The sequence below is a fragment of the Gallibacterium sp. ZY190522 genome (genome assembly GCF_054166015.1).
On the sequence record NZ_CM135118.1, the window covers coordinates 16,500 to 34,890 of the forward strand.

Annotated in this window: 18 protein-coding genes; 14 read left to right on the forward strand and 4 right to left on the reverse strand. The window is 37.4% G+C overall.

Going from position 1 to position 18,391, the window contains the following annotated elements; all coding sequences use genetic code 11:
• Positions 1-431: 431 nt before the first annotated feature.
• From tig to ACXPAV_RS00105, 5 genes are all read left to right on the forward strand, one after another.
• The gene (gene tig / locus ACXPAV_RS00085; protein ID WP_458003639.1) at positions 432-1,733 is read left to right on the forward strand and encodes a trigger factor; all 1,302 of its coding nucleotides are present in this window, start codon (positions 432-434) and stop codon (positions 1,731-1,733) included.
• Between the two features lie 138 nt (positions 1,734-1,871).
• Positions 1,872-2,459, forward strand: a complete 588-nt coding sequence (gene clpP, locus ACXPAV_RS00090; RefSeq protein ID WP_013745609.1) for an ATP-dependent Clp endopeptidase proteolytic subunit ClpP — start codon at positions 1,872-1,874, stop codon at positions 2,457-2,459.
• 11 nt (positions 2,460-2,470) lie between these two features.
• The gene (clpX, locus tag ACXPAV_RS00095) at positions 2,471-3,718 is read left to right on the forward strand and encodes an ATP-dependent protease ATP-binding subunit ClpX (RefSeq protein ID WP_458003640.1); all 1,248 of its coding nucleotides are present in this window, start codon (positions 2,471-2,473) and stop codon (positions 3,716-3,718) included.
• Positions 3,719-3,860: 142 nt separating this feature from the next.
• Positions 3,861-4,259: a YbaN family protein gene (locus ACXPAV_RS00100; protein ID WP_335798088.1), complete on the forward strand. Its 399-nt coding sequence runs from the start codon at positions 3,861-3,863 to the stop codon at positions 4,257-4,259.
• A 130-nt stretch (positions 4,260-4,389) separates the two neighbouring features.
• The gene (locus ACXPAV_RS00105) at positions 4,390-5,691 is read left to right on the forward strand and encodes an anaerobic C4-dicarboxylate transporter (RefSeq protein ID WP_458003641.1); all 1,302 of its coding nucleotides are present in this window, start codon (positions 4,390-4,392) and stop codon (positions 5,689-5,691) included.
• 134 nt (positions 5,692-5,825) lie between these two features.
• Here the strand turns inward: ACXPAV_RS00105 and tnpA are convergent, their stop codons facing one another.
• Complete coding sequence (tnpA, locus tag ACXPAV_RS00110) at positions 5,826-6,242, reverse strand: IS200/IS605 family transposase (RefSeq protein WP_409025852.1); 417 nt, start codon at positions 6,240-6,242, stop codon at positions 5,826-5,828.
• Positions 6,243-6,287: 45 nt separating this feature from the next.
• Here tnpA and ACXPAV_RS00115 point away from each other — a divergent pair, with 45 nt between their 5' ends.
• The 4 genes from ACXPAV_RS00115 (at position 6,288) to fruA (ending at position 11,532) form a co-directional block, all read left to right on the forward strand.
• Positions 6,288-7,424, forward strand: a complete 1,137-nt coding sequence (locus tag ACXPAV_RS00115; protein WP_458003642.1) for an RNA-guided endonuclease InsQ/TnpB family protein — start codon at positions 6,288-6,290, stop codon at positions 7,422-7,424.
• A 312-nt stretch (positions 7,425-7,736) separates the two neighbouring features.
• A complete protein-coding gene (fruB, locus tag ACXPAV_RS00120; protein ID WP_458003643.1) occupies positions 7,737-8,900 on the forward strand; it encodes a fused PTS fructose transporter subunit IIA/HPr protein in 1,164 nt (387 codons plus the stop codon).
• Position 8,901: 1 nt separating this feature from the next.
• Positions 8,902-9,840, forward strand: coding sequence for a 1-phosphofructokinase (gene fruK, locus ACXPAV_RS00125; protein ID WP_458003644.1), 939 nt, complete (start codon positions 8,902-8,904; stop codon positions 9,838-9,840).
• Between the two features lie 3 nt (positions 9,841-9,843).
• Positions 9,844-11,532, forward strand: coding sequence for a PTS fructose transporter subunit IIBC (gene fruA, locus ACXPAV_RS00130; RefSeq protein WP_458003645.1), 1,689 nt, complete (start codon positions 9,844-9,846; stop codon positions 11,530-11,532).
• A 49-nt stretch (positions 11,533-11,581) separates the two neighbouring features.
• Here the strand turns inward: fruA and ACXPAV_RS00135 are convergent, their stop codons facing one another.
• The gene (locus tag ACXPAV_RS00135; RefSeq protein WP_458003646.1) at positions 11,582-12,445 is read right to left on the reverse strand and encodes a LysR family transcriptional regulator; all 864 of its coding nucleotides are present in this window, start codon (positions 12,443-12,445) and stop codon (positions 11,582-11,584) included.
• A 109-nt stretch (positions 12,446-12,554) separates the two neighbouring features.
• Here ACXPAV_RS00135 and ACXPAV_RS00140 point away from each other — a divergent pair, with 109 nt between their 5' ends.
• The gene (locus ACXPAV_RS00140; RefSeq protein ID WP_458003647.1) at positions 12,555-12,953 is read left to right on the forward strand and encodes a DoxX family protein; all 399 of its coding nucleotides are present in this window, start codon (positions 12,555-12,557) and stop codon (positions 12,951-12,953) included.
• A 27-nt stretch (positions 12,954-12,980) separates the two neighbouring features.
• Positions 12,981-13,571, forward strand: coding sequence for an FMN-dependent NADH-azoreductase (locus tag ACXPAV_RS00145; protein WP_458003648.1), 591 nt, complete (start codon positions 12,981-12,983; stop codon positions 13,569-13,571).
• Between the two features lie 74 nt (positions 13,572-13,645).
• Here the strand turns inward: ACXPAV_RS00145 and ACXPAV_RS00150 are convergent, their stop codons facing one another.
• Positions 13,646-14,563 carry a mechanosensitive ion channel family protein gene (locus ACXPAV_RS00150; RefSeq protein WP_285094296.1) on the reverse strand — a complete coding sequence of 306 codons (918 nt, stop codon included), beginning with the start codon at positions 14,561-14,563 and terminating at the stop codon, positions 13,646-13,648.
• Positions 14,551-14,778, reverse strand: coding sequence for a DUF7575 domain-containing protein (locus tag ACXPAV_RS00155; RefSeq protein ID WP_039144786.1), 228 nt, complete (start codon positions 14,776-14,778; stop codon positions 14,551-14,553). The genes ACXPAV_RS00150 and ACXPAV_RS00155 overlap by 13 nt, the downstream gene beginning before the upstream one ends.
• A gap of 251 nt (positions 14,779-15,029) precedes the next feature.
• Here ACXPAV_RS00155 and asnB point away from each other — a divergent pair, with 251 nt between their 5' ends.
• The 3 genes from asnB to ACXPAV_RS00170 all read left to right on the forward strand — a co-directional run bounded on the left by asnB (position 15,030) and on the right by ACXPAV_RS00170 (position 18,389).
• Positions 15,030-16,613: an asparagine synthase B gene (gene asnB, locus ACXPAV_RS00160; RefSeq protein ID WP_458003649.1), complete on the forward strand. Its 1,584-nt coding sequence runs from the start codon at positions 15,030-15,032 to the stop codon at positions 16,611-16,613.
• Between the two features lie 384 nt (positions 16,614-16,997).
• On the forward strand, positions 16,998-17,594 hold the full coding sequence (locus ACXPAV_RS00165; protein WP_458003650.1) for a fimbrial protein: 597 nt from the start codon (positions 16,998-17,000) through the stop codon (positions 17,592-17,594).
• 102 nt (positions 17,595-17,696) lie between these two features.
• Positions 17,697-18,389 (forward strand): fimbrial biogenesis chaperone, encoded by a 693-nt coding sequence (locus ACXPAV_RS00170; RefSeq protein WP_458003651.1) that lies wholly within the window; start codon positions 17,697-17,699, stop codon positions 18,387-18,389.
• Positions 18,390-18,391: the final 2 nt, after the last annotated feature.

Genomic DNA, 18,391 nt, shown 5'->3' on the forward strand with positions numbered 1-18,391 from the left:
GTTTTAATAAAGATTAAAAATAATGATAAAAACCTAGTTCAAAACTGGGTCTTTGATTTAATAAAAATCTCAAATTAAAAATACTCCAATATTACAAATATCTTCTATTGTTCTCTGTCATCTGCCCTAATGTAGATAGAAAAATAAGTCATTGAAGGTTTGTCAATGATCTATAAGATGTTCTTGTTATCTGATGTGAGCTTAAAATTAAATTATTTAGCACAAGGGAAGAAGTAAAAGCAATTAAATTGAGTGAACAATAAACAACTATCCGTTTTTATCGTTCGCTTTCTCGACATATTACCAATGAATAGGCTATAATCGGGCGTTCTTTTTAATACGCTTGTATTACTTTTAAATAATAGGTATTTTTTGCGTGTTCGGTAGCAATAGAAAGTGCCGAGTACAATTATTTTTTTGAGGTAGCATAAATGCAAATTTCAGTAGAAACAACTCAAGGATTAGAACGCCGTATTAGCATTACTGTACCGGCAGACGAGATCGAACAAGCTGTTCGTGAAGAATTAAAAAGAGTAGCTAAAACTGCTCGTATTGATGGTTTCCGTAAAGGTAAAGTGCCGCCAAGCATCATTGAAAAACGCTTTGGAGCTTCTGCCCGTCAGGATGTTTTAGGTGATGTAATGCAGCGTCACTTTTTTGATGCAGTAATGCAGGAAAAAATCAATTTGGCAAGCCGTCCAACTTTTGCACCGGAAAAATACAAAGTTGGTGAAGATTTAACTTTCTCTGCAACTTTTGAAGTTTATCCTGAAATAGAAATCAAAGGTTTAGAAAATATCAAAGTTGAAAAACCGGTTGTAAAAATCAATGAAGCAGACATTGATAAAATGGTTGATACATTACGTAAACAACAAGCAACTTGGGAAGAAACCACTGAAGCAGCAGCGGCTGACAGTCGCGTAACTTTAGATTTCGTTGGTTCTATTGATGGTGAAGAATTTGAAGGCGGAAAAGCGAATGACTTCATTCTCTTTATGGGACAAGGGCGTATGATCCCAGGTTTTGAAGATGGTATTGTAGGTCATAAAGCCGGAGAACAATTTGACATTGATGTAACCTTTCCAGAAGAGTATCACGCTGAAAACTTAAAAGGTAAACCTGCTAAATTTGCTATTACCTTGAAAAAAGTGGAAAAAATGGTACTTCCTGAATTAACAGATGAATTTGTGGCTAAATTCGGGCCAAATACCAAAACTGTAGCTGATCTTCGTGCAGAAATTGAAAAAAATATGCAACGTGAACTTGATAATGCAGTAACTGCAAACATCAAACAGCAAGTTCTTGATGGTTTGCTTGAGCAAAATAATATCGATGTTCCGAATGCAGCGGTTGATGAAGAAATCAATGTATTACGTCAACAAGCAGCACAACGTTTTGGTGGTAATGCTAAACAAGCGCTTGAATTACCACGTGAAATCTTTGAAGAACAGGCTAAACGTCGTGTTAAAGTCGGTTTATTACTTAGCAAAGTTATCTCCGGTAATGACTTAAAAGTAGATGAAGATCGTGTTAAATCAATGATCGCAAGTATTGCTTCTGCTTATGAGCAACCTGAAGAAGTGATTAATTATTACAGTAGCAATAAAGAACTTTCCAATAACATCCGTAACGTTGTATTAGAAGATCAAGCTGTTGATGCAATTCTTGCTAAAGCGCAAGTGTCAGAAGTTGAAAAATCTTTTGACGACATTATGAACACTCCTCGTGCATAATGAATAGTGCTATAGCACTATTTGAAAATAGCGCTATAACACAAAATTATTCTACATTCATCAAGTGCGGTTAATCTATACCGCACTTTTTCTATTCTTTTTACGATTAAAAAGACTAGCTACAAAATAGGAGAAAATATGGCATTAGTTCCAATGGTTGTCGAACAAACTGCTCGTGGTGAACGTGCTTTCGATATTTATTCTCGCTTGCTTAAAGAACGTGTGATTTTTCTTAACGGTCAAGTAGAGGATAATATGGCTAACTTAATTGTTGCTCAATTATTATTCCTTGAAGCGGAAAATCCTGATGAAGATATTAATCTTTATATCAACTCACCCGGCGGTGTAGTTACTGCCGGAATGGCAATTTATGACACAATGCAATTTATTAAACCTGATGTTCGTACGCTTTGTATGGGACAAGCTTGTTCTATGGGAGCATTTTTATTAGCGGGTGGTGCAGCAGGAAAACGTTTTGCACTTCCGCACGCTCGTATTATGATTCATCAACCTTTAGGTGGGTATCGTGGTCAGGCATCGGATATTCAAATTCACGCACAGGAAATTCTTAAAATCAAAGATACTTTAAATCAACGTCTTGCTTTCCATACTGGTCAACCATTGGAAGTTGTAGAACGTGATACTGATCGTGATAACTTTATGTCTGCTCAGGCAGCTAAAGAATATGGTTTAATTGATGAAGTATTAACTCATCGCCAACTATAAGTGAGAAATTTATGTCAGATAAACCAGAGAATAATGAGAAATTTTACTGCTCACTTTGTGGTAAAGAGAAACACGAAGTGAGCAAATTGATTGCCGGAGTATCCGGTTATATTTGTAATGAATGTGTGGAAACGTGCCACGATTTATTGATGGAAGAAGCTAATAAGCAGCAAAAAGAGCAAGAGCAAGGAAAACCGCTAGAAAAGCTACCTACACCACATCAAATCCGTGCGCATTTGGATGATTATGTAATCGGACAAGATCAAGCAAAAAAAATCCTTTCTGTCGCTGTTTATAATCATTACAAACGCCTACGTAACAATGAAACAGAGCTTGATGTTGAATTAGGGAAAAGTAATATTTTGCTGATCGGTCCGACTGGAAGTGGAAAAACGTTATTGGCACAAACATTGGCTCGCCAAATTAATGTTCCTTTTGCAATTGCCGATGCGACAACGTTAACTGAAGCCGGTTATGTTGGTGAAGATGTTGAAAATATTATTCAACGGTTATTACAAAATTGTGATTACGATACCGAAAAAGCGGAACAGGGCATTATTTATATTGATGAAATTGATAAAATTACTCGTAAATCTGAAAATCCATCGATTACTAGAGATGTTTCCGGTGAAGGGGTACAACAAGCATTATTGAAACTAATTGAAGGTACAATCGCATCTGTTCCACCTCAAGGCGGAAGAAAACATCCACAGCAAGAGTTTTTGAAAGTGGATACTTCAAAAATTCTCTTTATTTGTGGAGGTGCATTTTCCGGTTTGGATAAAATCATCGAAAAACGCACTCATAAAGATCGTGGAATAGGTTTCAATGCAAATGTACAAAGCAAAGAAAAAGAGAATGATATCAGCAAATTATTTGCACAGGTAGAAACCGAAGACTTAATCAAATTTGGTTTAATTCCTGAGTTTGTTGGTCGTTTACCAGTTGTAGCGTCATTAGCGGAACTGGATGAAGAGGCATTAATTAGCATTTTAACTGTACCGAAAAATGCGTTAATCAAACAATATCAGGCATTGTTTAAACTAGAGAATGTAGAGTTGGAATTCACTCCGGAAGCATTAACCGCCATTGCTAAAAAAGCACTGGCACGTAAAACCGGTGCTAGAGGATTACGTTCCATTGTCGAAGGTATTTTATTAGATACAATGTACGATCTTCCTTCTTTAGAGGGATTAAAGAAAGTAGTTGTGGATCAGGATGTTATTGAAAACCAATCACTGCCAAAATTAGAATATTAACAACAACATTTGATCTACACTGAAAGATTAATTGATAAGAGCGGTTAATCAGCGGTGTAGATCATTTTCTTTTCTTTCTCATTTCTTTTTTTCACAAAAACTGCTATCTTATTAAGAATAATTCTCAACAAAGAAAAGGCTAATGTTACGCTATATTTATATTTTTCTTGGATTTACTTGTTTAGCTTTAGGCATTCTCGGTGCTTTCCTCCCACTTTTACCGACAACGCCTTTTTTGCTCTGTACGCTTTTTTTCTTTGGAAAAAGTTCCCCTAGGTTAGAAAACTGGTTTAAACAGACTCAGGTTTATCATAAATATTTAAAAACATTTAATGAACAACGAGCTTTAACAAAACGCGCGAAACGTTCCATTTTATTAATCTCAACAATAATGATGGCACTCTCTTTTTATGCCTCACCAAATATCATAGGTAAGATCGTAATTCTTTTATTACTTTTGATCGAATATTGGTGTTTTTTCTTTTGGATAAAAACAATTCCTGAAGAAAAATCAATCTGTCACTCTCGTGAAACAGTGTAATAACATCATTATTTAGATCTAGCTCAACAATATTGATATAAAAACTGATAAAATTATTAACCACAAAGCGTTAATCTTAATTAACGCTTATTTGTTGTGTGTAAATCATAAAATTAAATAAGGAACTTATATGATCTGGTTACAATTTTTAGTTGTACTTTTCTTTATATTTTTAGGTACTCGCCTTGGTGGAATAGGAATCGGTTTTGCCGGCGGTTTAGGTGTTGTTGCATTAGCGTTATTAGGATTAACACCGGGTGAAATTCCATTTGATGTTATTTCTATCATTATGTCTGTTATTATGGCAATTGCTGCTATGCAGGTCGCAGGTGGTATGGATTTCTTAGTTAAATGGGCGGAGCACGTTCTTCGTAAACACCCTAAACACATCACTTTTCTTGCGCCGGCTGTCGGTTATTTTATGACCGTTTGTGCAGGAACAGGTCACACCGCTTTCTCCATTCTTCCTGTGGTGGCTGAAGTGGCAAAAGAACAAGGCATTCGCCCTTCTCGTCCGTTATCTATCACCACTGTTGCTTCACAAATTGCTATTACCGCTTCACCAATTTCTGCCGCAGTTGTTTATCTTGCCGGTGAAATTGAAAAAAATTACGGCATTGGTTATATCGAATTATTGGCGATTTGGATTCCAACCACTTTCGTGGCTTGTATGATTACCGCATTTATCTGTAACTTCTTAGGAAAAGATTTAAAAGATGATGAAGAGTATCAACGCCGTTTAGCAGCCGGATTAATTAAATTGCGTGGTGAATCTCAAATTGAAGTACAGCCTTACGCAAAACGTTCCGTTGCCATCTTCTTAGCGACTGTTATCATCGTGATGTTCTATGCGACATTAATTAGTAAAACCGTTGGTTTAGTTGAGAATCCGGTTTTACCTCGTAACGAAGCGATTATTAGCTTTATGTTAGGGGCAGCCGCATTAATTGTTATTTTCTGTAAAATTGATATTAGCAAAATCACTTCAGCAGCAACATTTAAGTCAGGTATGTCTGCAGCAATTTGTGTAATGGGGGTTGCTTGGTTAGGTAACACTTTTGTTGGTGGTCATATTAATGAAATCAAAGAAGTTTCTGCTGATTTATTACAAAATTATCCTTGGATGTTTGCGGTAATTTTATTCTTTGCAAGTACATTGCTTTATTCACAAGCAGCGACTGCAAAAGCACTTTATCCAACAGCTATTTTGTTAGGGGTTTCTCCACTTTCTGCTGTGGCGGCTTTTGCGGCAGTATCTGCATTGTTCGTATTACCGACTTATCCAACATTAATTGCGGCAGTAGAAATGGATGATACTGGTTCAACTCGTATCGGGAAATTTGTCTTTAACCATCCATTTATTATTCCGGGGGTAATTGCCATTTCCTTATCCGTTCTATTCGGTTTCTTATGGGGAAGCCTATTTATCTAGATGAGATACCTAAACTTTTTAATAAATCGGGAAGCAGGAGAGCTTCCCGATTTTTTATCAGACTCGTGCCGTAAAACTCCGTCCTTCAGGGCGGAGATATAAGGCACAAACGGCGTAAGCCGTTTCAAACCTAACTAATCAGGTGTTTGTTGTTGCTCAATGTATTGGCGAATAATGGAAATTGGAGCGCCACCACAACTCCCTGCAAAATAAGACGGAGACCACAGCTGATTACCCCACAATTTCTTGCGGATACTCGGAAAATTCTTTCGTCTAATCATTCGACTTGACACTCCTTTCAGGCTGTTCACTAATGTAGACACCGCAATTTTTGGGGGATATTCCACAAGTAAATGGACATGATCGTCTTCACCGTCAAATTCAACTAATTTTGCTTTAAAATCATTGCAGACGCTTTCAAAAATCAATTTGAGTTCGTCTAAAATAGCTTTCGTAAAAACATCACGGCGATATTTTGTTACAAAGACTAAGTGAACATGCATATTAAAAACACAATGTCTACCGTGCCTAATTTCTGTTTCTTTTTGCATAGACCAAGTGTAAAATGTTGAAAACTTACATTCTAAACCTTGTCAATGCAACTACACAAAGCCTTTAAGTTCGAGATAATGCCAAACGGCAACCAAATCCGCAGAATTAAACAGTTCTGTGGTTGCTCTCGTTTTGTGTTCAATCGGGCATTGGCTTGGCAAAATGAACAATACGAGCAAGATAACAGCTTTAAGTTCAGTTACACTAAAATCGCCAACTTGCTTCCACAATGGAAAAAAGAATTAGTTTGGCTAAAAGAATGCCATTCTCAAGTGCTTCAACAGTCGCTAAAAGATCTTGAGAGTGCGTTCAAAAATTTCTTTCAGAAACGTGCCGACTTTCCAAAATTCAAGAAAAAAGGCGTGAAAGAGAGCTTTCGTTTTCCGCAAGGTTGCAAATTAGAACAGGAAAATGACCGCTTGTATCTGCCAAAGATTGGCTGGGTTCGCTATCGCAACAGCCGTGAGGTGGTAGGCGAAGTGAAAAATGTGACGGTTAGCCAAAAGTGCGGTCGCTTTTTTGTTAGTATTCAGACGGAATTTGAGTACGACATTCCGACACATAAAGGCAGTGAAATCGGTATTGATATGGGCGTTGCACGTTTTGCCACGCTTTCAAACGGTGAATTTTTTGAGCCATTAAACGCCTTTAAAACCTACAAAGGCAAATTGGCAAAACTCCAACGCCAACTCAAAAATAAGGTTAAATTTAGTCAAAACTGGCAGAAATTAAAGGCGAAAATCGCCAAACTGCATCATAAAATTGCCAATTTTCGCAAAGACTTCTTGCATCAGACTTCAAGCAAAATCAGCAAAAACCACGCCATAATCTATATTGAAGATTTGCAGGTGTCAAATATGTCAAAATCAGCCAAAGGTACGGCGGAAGCACCAGGCAAAAATGTTGCTGCAAAATCAGGGTTGAACCAAGCGATATTAGATCAATCTTGGTTTGAGTTTCGCCGTCAGTTGGACTACAAAACGCAATGGCAAGGTGGATTTTTAGTGGCAGTGCCAGCGCAAAATACCAGTCGAACTTGCCCTTGTTGTGGTCATGTTGCGAAAGAAAATCGCCAAACACAGGCTAATTTTGAGTGTGTAGAATGTGGCTACACAGAAAATGCTGATGTGGTTGGAGCGTTAAACGTGTTAACTCGTGGGCGAGCTATCGTCCACGCGTAATAAAATGTCAGGGCAGGACATGCCCGTAGCGCTTGTGAAGTGAACTTCATTGAGAGGTCAGCAACAAGAACCCACCGAGAGTAGCCCATTGCTTGCAATGGGCACTAGTAGGAATCCCCGTCCTTTAGGGTGGGGAGGATGTCAAACCTTATTCTCACTTGCTAAATATCTAAAACGGTTTAGCAATGTTTTAAAAATACCCTTTCTAATCAAAAAATAGCCTTTTTCTGCATAATTTTTTTACTAAATAAAATAAATTGAGTTAAAATTGTGCAATTTATTTTAGTCACTCATAATCTAAGGAGTCCAATCGTGTTTAATCTCGTTGAAAAAGACATCCATCTTGCGGCGCAAGCCGATGACAAACAACAAGCGATTACTGCTGTTGCCCAAGCCTTCGTAGAAAAAGGGTTGGTTGAAGAGGGGTATTTGCAAGGTATGCTTGCTCGTGAACAACAAACTTCAACATTTTTAGGGAATGGTATTGCGATTCCTCACGGCACACTGGATACCCGTCATTTGGTAAAACAAACCGGTGTACAAATATTCCAATTTCCTAACGGCGTAAAATGGAGCGATGATAATATTGCGTATCTAGTTATCGGTATTGCAGCAAAATCTGATGAACATCTTGCTATTTTACGTCAATTAACTCACCTACTTGGTGATGAAGATATTGCTGAAAAACTTGCAAAAACCACTGATACTCAAGAGTTTATTGCCCTCTTTAATGGCGACAATAATGGTAATATTGTGGATGAAACATTAGTTTCTCTTAATATTGATACCATCAGCTTGTTAACTTTAACTGCAATTAATGCCGGCAACTTACAACAAGCCAAAGCAGTTGATAATCAGTTCGTTAGTGATGTTATTGCTTCTGCTGCTCTGCCTTTAGGCAATGGGCTTTGGGTTAATGACAGCGTTAACGGTAACCAAAAAAATGCAATTGCGTTTGCTCGTCCGAAACAGGCTTTCCAAAATAATAATAAAACTATTGCCGGTTTAGTTACTATCGCTAATGTAGATGACAGTATTGAGAAGTTATTGGCAAATTTACTTGATCCTCAATGCCAACAACAGTTACTCAACGGCTCTGCCACACAAGTTGTTGCGGCATTGCAAGGTAAAGTTGAAGAAGCACCAGCCTCTTCGACTACAACCACATCTGCTGCCGACACATCAACAGCAGCTGCAGACGGTCAATTAGAAGCCACTTTCACAATCAAAAATGAGCACGGTCTTCACGCTCGCCCATCAGCGGTTCTCATCAATGAAGTGAAAAAATATAAATCCACTATTCAAGTGAAAAATGTTGATCGCGATACCGCTTTTGTGAATGCGAAAAGCTTAATGAAAGTGGTTGGTTTAGGCACAACTAAAGGTCAACGTTTATGTTTCGTTGCTCAAGGTGAAGATGCGGAACAGGCATTAAAAGGTATCGGCGAAGCAATTAATGCCGGTTTAGGAGAGTAAAATGCCTCGCATTGCGACTATTACATTAAATACGGCTTTCGATTTAGTCGGTCGTTTGCCTCGAATTCAGCTGGGTGAAGTCAATACGGTTGAAACTTTGGGCATTTATCCTGCCGGCAAAGGTATTAATGTTGCCAAAGTCTTACACGACTTAAATTTGTCAGTCAGTGTCAGCGGATTTCTCGGCGAAGAAAATCAAGGTGACTTTATCCAACTTTTCCAACAACTTGGTTTAGATGATCGTTTCCAACGTGTCGCCGGGAAAACACGTATTAACGTGAAAGTTACCGAAACTGAAGCGGATGTAACCGATTTAAACTTCTTAGGTTATCAAGTTTCCGAAGCCGATTGGCAACGTTTTGTAGAAAAATCGCTGCAAGATTTCAAAGATTATGATTTGGTCGCTGTCTGTGGTAGTTTGCCTAAAGGCATTTCTCCACAAGCATTTACTGCTTGGTTGCAACAATTAGGACAACATACCAAAGTGGTCTTGGATAGCAGTAATGCTGCACTCACAGCCGGTTTAAAAGCTAATCCGTGGTTAGTCAAACCGAACCACCGTGAATTGGAAGCTTGGATTGGCAAACCGCTTAATTCATTAACAGAAATTATTGATGCGGCGAAACAGTTGAAAGCGCAAGGTATCGCTAACGTTATCATTTCAATGGGTGCGGAAGGCTCATTATGGATCAATGATGAAGGCGTTTTACAGGCACAACCGCCAAAATGCACCAATGTAGTGAGCACTGTCGGTGCCGGTGATTCAATGGTTGCCGGTTTAATTTACGGCACAGAACAACAGCTTTCAAAAGAACAAACGCTACGTTTCGCTTCTGCCGTTTCCGCATTAGCAGTTGCACAAAGTAATGTTGGTGTTGCTGATCATCAAGCATTGAATCAACTTATTGACCAAGTCAAAATTACCAAAATTGAGGAATAATCTATGAAGATTTTTTTATTAGCACAAGAAAAACGTGGTAATGCAACGCTTTACTTGTTAAAACAAATGGTTAGTAAAATTGCTAATCAGCATAACCACCAGTTGGTTGAACAGATACAAGATGCCGATCTTGTATTAGTTTTAGGCGATAAATTACCAAATAATCCTGTTCTTGTTGGTAAAAAAGTATTTTTAACAGCTTTTGAACAGGCGTTTAATGCTCCTGAACAGACTCTACAGCAAGCACTAACTTCAGCAAATGACTATCAAACGCCAACAGATGTTCCAGCCGAAGCAGTTGCGAGTGATCGTCCATTAAATATCGTTGCAGTTACTGCTTGCCCTACTGGCGTAGCTCATACATTTATGGCAGCAGAAGCGATTTCTACTTATTGTCAAAAACAAGGATGGAACGTTAAAGTTGAAACTCGAGGTCAGGTTGGGGCTAATAATTTGATCTCTGCTGAAGATGTGGCAGCAGCTGATCTTGCTTTTATCGCTACCGATATTGATGTAGATTTAAGCAAATTTGATGGTAAAAAAATGTACCACACTTCAACCGGTTTAGCGTTAAAGAAAACCGCACAGGAATTTGAAAAAGCGTTTAAAGAGGCTAAAGTTTATCACCATAAACAGGATAATAACGCCACGGCGAAAACTGAAAGCAAAGAAAAAGGTGAGAAAAAAGGCATTTATAGCCACTTAATGACCGGTGTTTCTCATATGTTACCAATGGTGGTTGCCGGTGGTCTTATCATTGCGCTCTCTTTCGTATTCGGTATCGAGGCTTTTAAAGAAGAAGGTACATTAGCGGCTGCATTAATGAAAATTGGTGGTGGCAGCGCATTTGCTTTAATGATCCCTATTCTTTCTGGTTATATCGCTTACTCTATTGCGGACCGTCCGGGGCTTACTCCGGGGCTTGTTGGCGGGATGTTGGCAAGCTCGCTTGGTGCTGGGTTCATTGGTGGTATTATTTCTGGTTTCTTGGCAGGTTATATCGCTAAAGCGATCAATGATCACGTTAAATTGCCACAAACAATGAATGCATTAAAACCGATTCTGATCATTCCATTCCTCTCTACACTGTTTGTCGGCTTAATTATGATTTATATCGTCGGCGAACCTGTGGCTTGGGTAATGAACAGTATGACTGAATTCTTGAAAGGAATGCAATCAGGCAGTGCAGTTGTGCTTGGCATTATCCTTGGAGCAATGATGTGTTTTGATATGGGCGGTCCTGTAAATAAAGCTGCCTATACTTTTGGTGTTGGTCTATTAGCATCTGCTTCCTACTTACCTATGGCGGCTGTAATGGCAGCAGGTATGGTGCCGGCATTAGGTATGGGGATAGCCACCTTTATTGCTCGCAAAAAATTCAATGCAAATGAATTGGAGGGAGGTAAAGCCTCTTTTGTTCTCGGTTTATGCTTTATTTCCGAAGGAGCAATTCCGTTTGCTGCCCGTGATCCAATGCGTGTGATTCCTAGTTGTATGATTGGCGGTGCTTTGACCGGCGCATTATCAATGGTATTCGGTGTACAACTTATGGCACCGCACGGTGGTATTTTCGTACTTGCCATTCCGGGCGCTATTCAACCGGTATTGCTTTACTTAGTGGCTATTGCGGCTGGTAGTATTGTTACCGGTGTGTTGTATGCAATGATTAAACCGAAAACATTAGAAGCTTAACCGTTTAAAAGTGATGGGATTTTCCCATCACTTTTCCTTTCTACCTTTGCTAAAAATCGTAATGTTTTAACGGATAACTCAGGAACTTCTCTGCCATAAAATCAATAAAACTGCGTACTTTCGCACTCATAAATTCTCGATTCATATAAGCAGCATACAGTGTATGATTTCTGTTTGCCGGATGCGGCACAATTTGCAGATCTCCTTGCTTTAAATCATCCTCGCACAAGAAACTAGGCAAATAAGCAATGCCTTGAGCTGCCAATGCCAACTGATACAACATTAAGGTATTATTGCTTGAAATAATATCGACGAAATGATGCTCAACGTGCGTATAAGTCGGAATCAACCCTTTATGTTGCGCCCACGACAGCTCATTCAATTGTCCAAACTGCTGAATATATTTAGGACTGGCAACCCAGTAAAACGGCAAGCTGGCTAAGGGTTTTACAATTAAATTTTCTGCTGGATGTGCGGTAACTTTTAATGACAAATCAAAACCTTGACCTATCAAATCGGTATGATGATTATCTAACGAAAGCTGAAAATTGACTTTAGGATAGCGATGTTGATATTCGGCTAAAAATTCTGCGAAACGCCTTGTAGCAAACCAAACTGGTAAAGTAATTTTTAAAGTGCCTTGAGGATGAATTGTTCCTTGAGCTGCGATTTGCCGTGCTTCTTCAAGATCATCTAATGCCACCACACAACGTTGATAATAATCTGTACCAACTTCGGTTAAACTTAAACGCCTGCTTGTTCTATTTAATAATTTTGCCTGCAAATAATGTTCTAAGTTTGATAAATGTTTACTCACCATTGACGTGGACATATTCAATTGTTCCGCAGCTTTGCTGAAATTACCTTGTTCGACAATCTGTCGAAATACTTTCATACTCTGTAATGTATCCATTATTGTTTCCTATTAAGAAAAAATACTTTTCTCAAAAACATATCGTTTTCAGATTATGAAATCAATATACTTTATCTTGTTTTCACTACTTAGTTAAAAAGGATTATTTATGTCTTATTCACAACCATTAACCAATTACGGTTTAGCTTTATTACGTATTGTTGCTGGTTATACTTTTTTATTACACGGCAGTGCAAAATTATTTGCACTCCCACACGTTTCCGCTTTTGATGGCTTGTCTGTTTTCTCATTATTGGGAATTGGCGGTGTTTTAGAATTAGTCGGTGGTATTTTATTAGTGCTAGGGCTATTCTCTAGAATCACAGCTTTTATCCTTTCCGGAGAAATGGCATTTGCCTATTTTATGTTCCACGCTTCTATATCAACATTTTGGCTACCATTAATGAATGGTGGTGAAGCAGCAGTATTGTTCTGTTTTATTTTTCTCTTTATTGCGATTGCCGGTGGTGGCGCTTTCGCTTTAGATAATCTTAAAAACAAGCAGTAATTTTCAATATACAAGGAGTTCCTCATTATGAGTAATGTTTTAGTTTTACGCACCTCAGTAAACGGTGAAAAAAGTTTTTCTAATCAACTAATCGATCAATTTATTGCTAAAACAAAAGCAAAATGGCCAGAAGTCAATATTATTGAACGTGATTTAGATGCCAATCCAGTGCCACTTTTAACCGGTAAAACTGTTGCAGCAATTCGTGCAGGCATTGCTGAAACAGAAGAACAACGCAATGCGATTGCTTTAGCAGATGAATTAATTGCTGAATTGAAAACAGCAGATTATATTGTGCTTGGTTTACCTCGTTACAATTTTACTGCGCCGGCAACGTTCAAGTCTTACATTGATTATATCGCTCGCCCTCGCATCACTTTTGCGTATGATGAAAATGGCCCTAAAGGTTTACTACCGAATGTACCTGTTTTCGCTTTTGTAACTAGCGGTGGTGAATATGAAGGTACAGAATTTGACACAATGAGCGATTGGGTTAAGCAGGTTTTAGGTTTTGTCGGTTTAAGCAATGTAGATTTAATTCACGTTGAAGGTTTAGCTTATAAAGCGGATGAAGCGGTTGCGAAAGCAAGCGCAAAAATTGATGAAATTTTGAAATAATTGAATGACCTCTATTGTTTCAATTACTTAGGAGCATTTTATTTAAATGCTCCTTTTTATTCTACTTTCTAGGATTAATTTAATGACTTAATCGATAACGGGTTATCATACAAATTAACCCCACCTTTTACACCAAAATCAAGTGTTGTAACATTATATGCAATAGAAATATCTTCTTGTTCGAAACGTTTTTTAATCGCCATTATCATTTGATGAATACATTCTAAATACTGATCGTGGTCAATAAATTCAACCCACACTCGTAATTCAAAATTATAGGTAGAAGCGCCTATTTCAGTAAAAAAGAAATGAGGCTGATTTTCCTCATCCAATAATAATCCTGACAATTTCCCAATTTCATCTAATGCAACCGCTTTAACTTTTTGTAAATCATCACCATAAGATACTCCGGTAGAAACCACCGCAACTCTTTTTCCTAATGAAGAATAATTTATTACGTTTTGTGAATAAATTAGTTGATTGGGAATATGCACTCGTTGCCCATCTTCGGTTAACACCGTTGTTACAAAAGTCCCTATTTTCTCGACACATCCATATTGACCATTGATATTCACCCAATCATTAACTTTAAACGGCACTAATATGTTCACTAACATACCAGAAAAGAAATTACCAATAGTCTCTTTGGTTGCAAAACCAACAACGATACCGATTACCCCAGCACTTGCTAATATTTGTGTTAAAACGCCTTGTAACCCTAATAAATGAATTGCAATAAAGTAACCTATCAGTAAGCATAAAATGCGTAATGTAAATGCAATAACTGAGTTAATGTTATGCACTTGATTAGAAGAATCTTGGTGAAGATGTTTTTTATAAAATTTTTTAATTTGAGCTGAAATAAAGTGAGCTAAAAAAATCACCAATATAGATGCGATGACATTTATCGCATAATCTGAAATTACAGCTAATGTTCGATCAAACCAAGATAACCAATATTCACTCGTTTTCATAGGAATTAATTTTTCCACCACAATAGTCCTCCAATCACTACTAAAAAAATAATAAACCAAATAAACTGCACTTTTGCATTCTGTTTATTCATCACTTTACGATGTTCTATATCTTGAGATAATCGTTGCTGATAAATTTTTTTCGCATTTTCATCGTGTAATGCAGTTTGGCAAAACGGACAAAAATCCAACTCTTCATTTACCTTTTTCTCACATTTTGGGCAAGATAACATTGACTAACTCCTCTTATCAAATTGGCTTGCTACTATAGCAAAATATAAGGATAAACGCTTTAACAAAGAATTTGTGATTTAAAAATAAACGATTACTAAATTTTATATAACTTTTTTATATAAAATATAAAGTTTTGTGAGAAAATAATAAAAAATTTTATCTAATCATCGAAAATGATAGATAAATTTTAATTTAATGCTATGATATGCAGCTATGAATAACATATAAAAAATAATAAGAGGACTTTCGTATGTGTGGATTCGTTTTTTCATCTTCAGCACAAACATCCGGTGCATTTAAACAGAGTTTTGATCATATTTTTCATCGAGGGCCGGATCATCAAGCGATTATCTATGCAGATGACGCAACTTGGGGCTTCCATCGTTTATCCATTATGGATTTAAGCTCACAAGGGAACCAGCCTTTTCAATATGAAGGCATTTCATTAATTTGTAATGGTGAAATCTATAATTACGAAGCACTAAAATCATTATTATCAAGTAGTTACCAATTCCAATCTGGCAGTGATTGTGAAGTGCTGATTCCACTTTATCAACGTGTCGGTGTGGATGTTATGATGAAAATGTTGGATGCAGAATTTGCGTTAGTATTAAAAGACAGCCATAGCGGTGATTTAATTGCAGGGCGAGATCCAATTGGCATTCGTCCAATGTTTTATGGTTTTGATAAAGAAAACGGTGGCATTGCTTTTGCCTCCGAAGCGAAAGGGCTGATTGGCTGGTGTCGTGATATTCAGCCATTTCCACCGGGGCATTACTATTTAAACGGTGAATTTATTTGCTACAACGATATTGCTGATCCGAAAGTTATTCGTGATCAGTCGCTAGAGACCATTACACAAACATTAAAAACAAAACTTGAAATAGCGGTTATCAAGCGTTTACATTCGGATGCGCCGCTCGGATTTTTATTAAGCGGTGGCTTGGATTCCTCTTTAGTGTGTGCGATTGCACAAAATTATTTAGATAAACCCATTAAAACTTTTGCCATTGGAATGGATACTGATCCTATTGATTTAAAATATGCCAAAGAAGTTGCTGATTACCTTGGTACAGAACATACCGAAGTCATTATGAGCAAAGATGAAGTATTGGAATCACTAGAAAAAGTTATCTGGCATTTAGAAACTTGGGATATTACTACCATTCGAGCCAGTATTGGAATGTATTTGGTGTGTAAATATATTCACGAAAAAACAGACTTAAAAGTGCTTTTGACTGGTGAAGTGAGTGATGAAATTTTTGGTTATAAATATACTGACTTTGCCCCGAATGCCGCAGAATTTCAAAAGGAAGCACAAAAACGTATTCGTGAATTATATATGTATGATGTACTACGGGCTGACCGTTGTTTGGCGGCAAACTCGCTGGAAGCTCGTGTTCCGTTCGGTGATATTGATTTTGTTGATTATGCAATGAGCATTAACCCTGAGAAAAAAATGAATGTTTACAACAAAGGGAAATATTTATTACGCAAAGCCTTTGAGGGGACAAACTATCTGCCGGATAACATTTTATATCGAGAAAAAGCAGCATTCAGTGATGCAGTAGGGCATTCGATGGTTGACCACTTAAAAGCGTTTGCTGAAAGCCGATATAGTGATGAAGAATTAATACAGGCAAAACAAAAATATCCATATGGCACACCATTTACTAAAGAATCCCTTTTATATCGTGATATTTTTGAAAAATTCTATCCGGGGCAAAGCCATTGGATTAAAAGTTTCTGGATGCCGAATAAAGAATGGGAAGGGTGCAATGTAAATGACCCTAGTGCACGTGTGCTGAATAACTATGGCGACAGTGGCAAATAACATTATTCAATAAGAATAAATAAATCTGCATTTTTAATCTCAGCTCAAATTGCTCAAGATTAAAGTGCAGATTATTACCATCCTAAAATCATTTTCACATTATTTGCATCAAAATTCATTTTTGATTTAATTCACAAATTCAACTTTTTTGCTTTTTTTCTTTATTTATATTGTTTACGGCAAAATGGGGTAGTGATATTAAATTTTCTGTTTATACAAGCTAACATATTGATTATATTGAGTTTGTTTGAAAAGTGTTTTTTAAATATCTCTACCTTTACGTATAAGTTTACATTTATTGATTGAAATTTACTTGCCCCCCCCCCTGAAACTTATGTATACTTTCACGTAAATTAACTTAATCCTGAAGGAGTATTTAAAAAAATGAAAAAACAACTTTTAACAACTTTAATTACCGTTGGTTTGGGCTTATCAGCACAAGGTGCATTTGCGGATGAGCCTGATTCTAGTCTTTCAATAAATGGCGGTGTTCTAACAGTCAATGGTAAAGTAGTAAACACCACTTGTTTAATTAATGGAGCACAAAATGGTGATTTGACAGTAACATTACCACCTGTTCCTGCATCAAAATTAGCTTCAAAGGGTAAAACAGATGGTGAAGCAAAAGTTACATTTAAATTAAGTGGATGTAAAACTATAACAGGTCAAGGCGACATTGCTAAAAAAGCAGCAGCATTTTTCAAATTCGATGCAAATAATGTAGATGCTGAGGGTAGGTTAAAAAATAAAGCTTCTGATAGTCCCGCTAAATATGTAGTAATAGAATTAACTCATACGGATAAGACTATGATTGAGGTTGGTTCAGACTATAATGCTCAGACAGGTCAAGCAGGGAAGTACAAATTTGACATTGAAAATAATGCAGCTACTTTAGAGTATCTGGCTCGTTACTATGCAACTGGTACGGCAGAAGCTGGAGCGGTTCAATCTCAGGTGAATTATATCATCGCATACGAATAATCTTTTTCCACTTATCGGGCAGATTTCCTGCCCGATTTTTTACTTATCTATTTTATTGCACTTTTATTAATGGTTTTATTGAGAGTTTTATTAGAGGGGCTTATGTTGAGATATTTTTTCACCATCATTATCGCCTTGTGGGCAATGTCAGTTTCAGCAAATGTGGTTATCACCGGCACTCGTGTGATTTATCCTTCTAATCAAAAAACAGTGAGCGTGCAACTTACGAATGCTGGCACAAAACCTTCTTTAGTTCAAGCTTGGATTGACAATGGCGACCCTAAAGCCGCACCGGAAACAATTAAAACCCCATTTGTGATTACACCACCGATTTCTCGTATTGACGGAAATAAAGGGCAAACATTGCGTATTACTTATACTGGCGCATCATTGCCTAAAGACCGTGAATCTATTTTCTATTTAAATGTGTTAGATATTCCGCCAAAACCAAAAGACCAAAGTCAAAATTATTTACAAATCGCCTTGCGTAGCCGTATTAAACTCTTTTTCCGCCCTGTGGAATTAACCATTTCACCGAGCGATGCCTATTCACAAGTAAAATGGCGTGGGCAAGGTAAACAACTGTTTGTGGATAATCCAACCCCGTATTACATCACTTATCCTGATGTGAAAGTTGGTGCTGCAGAAACTGTGAGTGCGAATATGATAGCACCATTCTCACAAGCGACTTTTCAATTAAATAAAGCTCTTCCAGCTAAAGCAACCACCGTTACTTGGACTGTTATCAACGATTATGGTGCGACCCCAAGTGGAACTAGCACTATGCAACATTAATG

Bases quoted from the DNA above. Each gene is read 5' to 3' on its own strand.
- ACXPAV_RS00115 (WP_458003642.1), top strand. From the start codon at position 6,288: ATGCAACTACACAAAGCCTTTAAGTTCGAGATAATGCCAAACGGCAAC.
- ACXPAV_RS00155 (WP_039144786.1), bottom strand. From the start codon at position 14,778: ATGTTATCTTGCCCAAAATGTGAGAAAAAGGTAAATGAAGAGTTGGAT.
- ACXPAV_RS00145 (WP_458003648.1), top strand. From the start codon at position 12,981: ATGAGTAATGTTTTAGTTTTACGCACCTCAGTAAACGGTGAAAAAAGT.
- ACXPAV_RS00140 (WP_458003647.1), top strand. From the start codon at position 12,555: ATGTCTTATTCACAACCATTAACCAATTACGGTTTAGCTTTATTACGT.
- clpP (WP_013745609.1), top strand. From the start codon at position 1,872: ATGGCATTAGTTCCAATGGTTGTCGAACAAACTGCTCGTGGTGAACGT.
- fruK (WP_458003644.1), top strand. From the start codon at position 8,902: ATGCCTCGCATTGCGACTATTACATTAAATACGGCTTTCGATTTAGTC.
- ACXPAV_RS00170 (WP_458003651.1), top strand. From the start codon at position 17,697: ATGTTGAGATATTTTTTCACCATCATTATCGCCTTGTGGGCAATGTCA.
- ACXPAV_RS00100 (WP_335798088.1), top strand. From the start codon at position 3,861: ATGTTACGCTATATTTATATTTTTCTTGGATTTACTTGTTTAGCTTTA.
- ACXPAV_RS00165 (WP_458003650.1), top strand. From the start codon at position 16,998: ATGAAAAAACAACTTTTAACAACTTTAATTACCGTTGGTTTGGGCTTA.
- fruA (WP_458003645.1), top strand. From the start codon at position 9,844: ATGAAGATTTTTTTATTAGCACAAGAAAAACGTGGTAATGCAACGCTT.
- ACXPAV_RS00105 (WP_458003641.1), top strand. From the start codon at position 4,390: ATGATCTGGTTACAATTTTTAGTTGTACTTTTCTTTATATTTTTAGGT.
- tnpA (WP_409025852.1), bottom strand. From the start codon at position 6,242: ATGCAAAAAGAAACAGAAATTAGGCACGGTAGACATTGTGTTTTTAAT.
- asnB (WP_458003649.1), top strand. From the start codon at position 15,030: ATGTGTGGATTCGTTTTTTCATCTTCAGCACAAACATCCGGTGCATTT.
- clpX (WP_458003640.1), top strand. From the start codon at position 2,471: ATGTCAGATAAACCAGAGAATAATGAGAAATTTTACTGCTCACTTTGT.
- ACXPAV_RS00135 (WP_458003646.1), bottom strand. From the start codon at position 12,445: ATGGATACATTACAGAGTATGAAAGTATTTCGACAGATTGTCGAACAA.
- tig (WP_458003639.1), top strand. From the start codon at position 432: ATGCAAATTTCAGTAGAAACAACTCAAGGATTAGAACGCCGTATTAGC.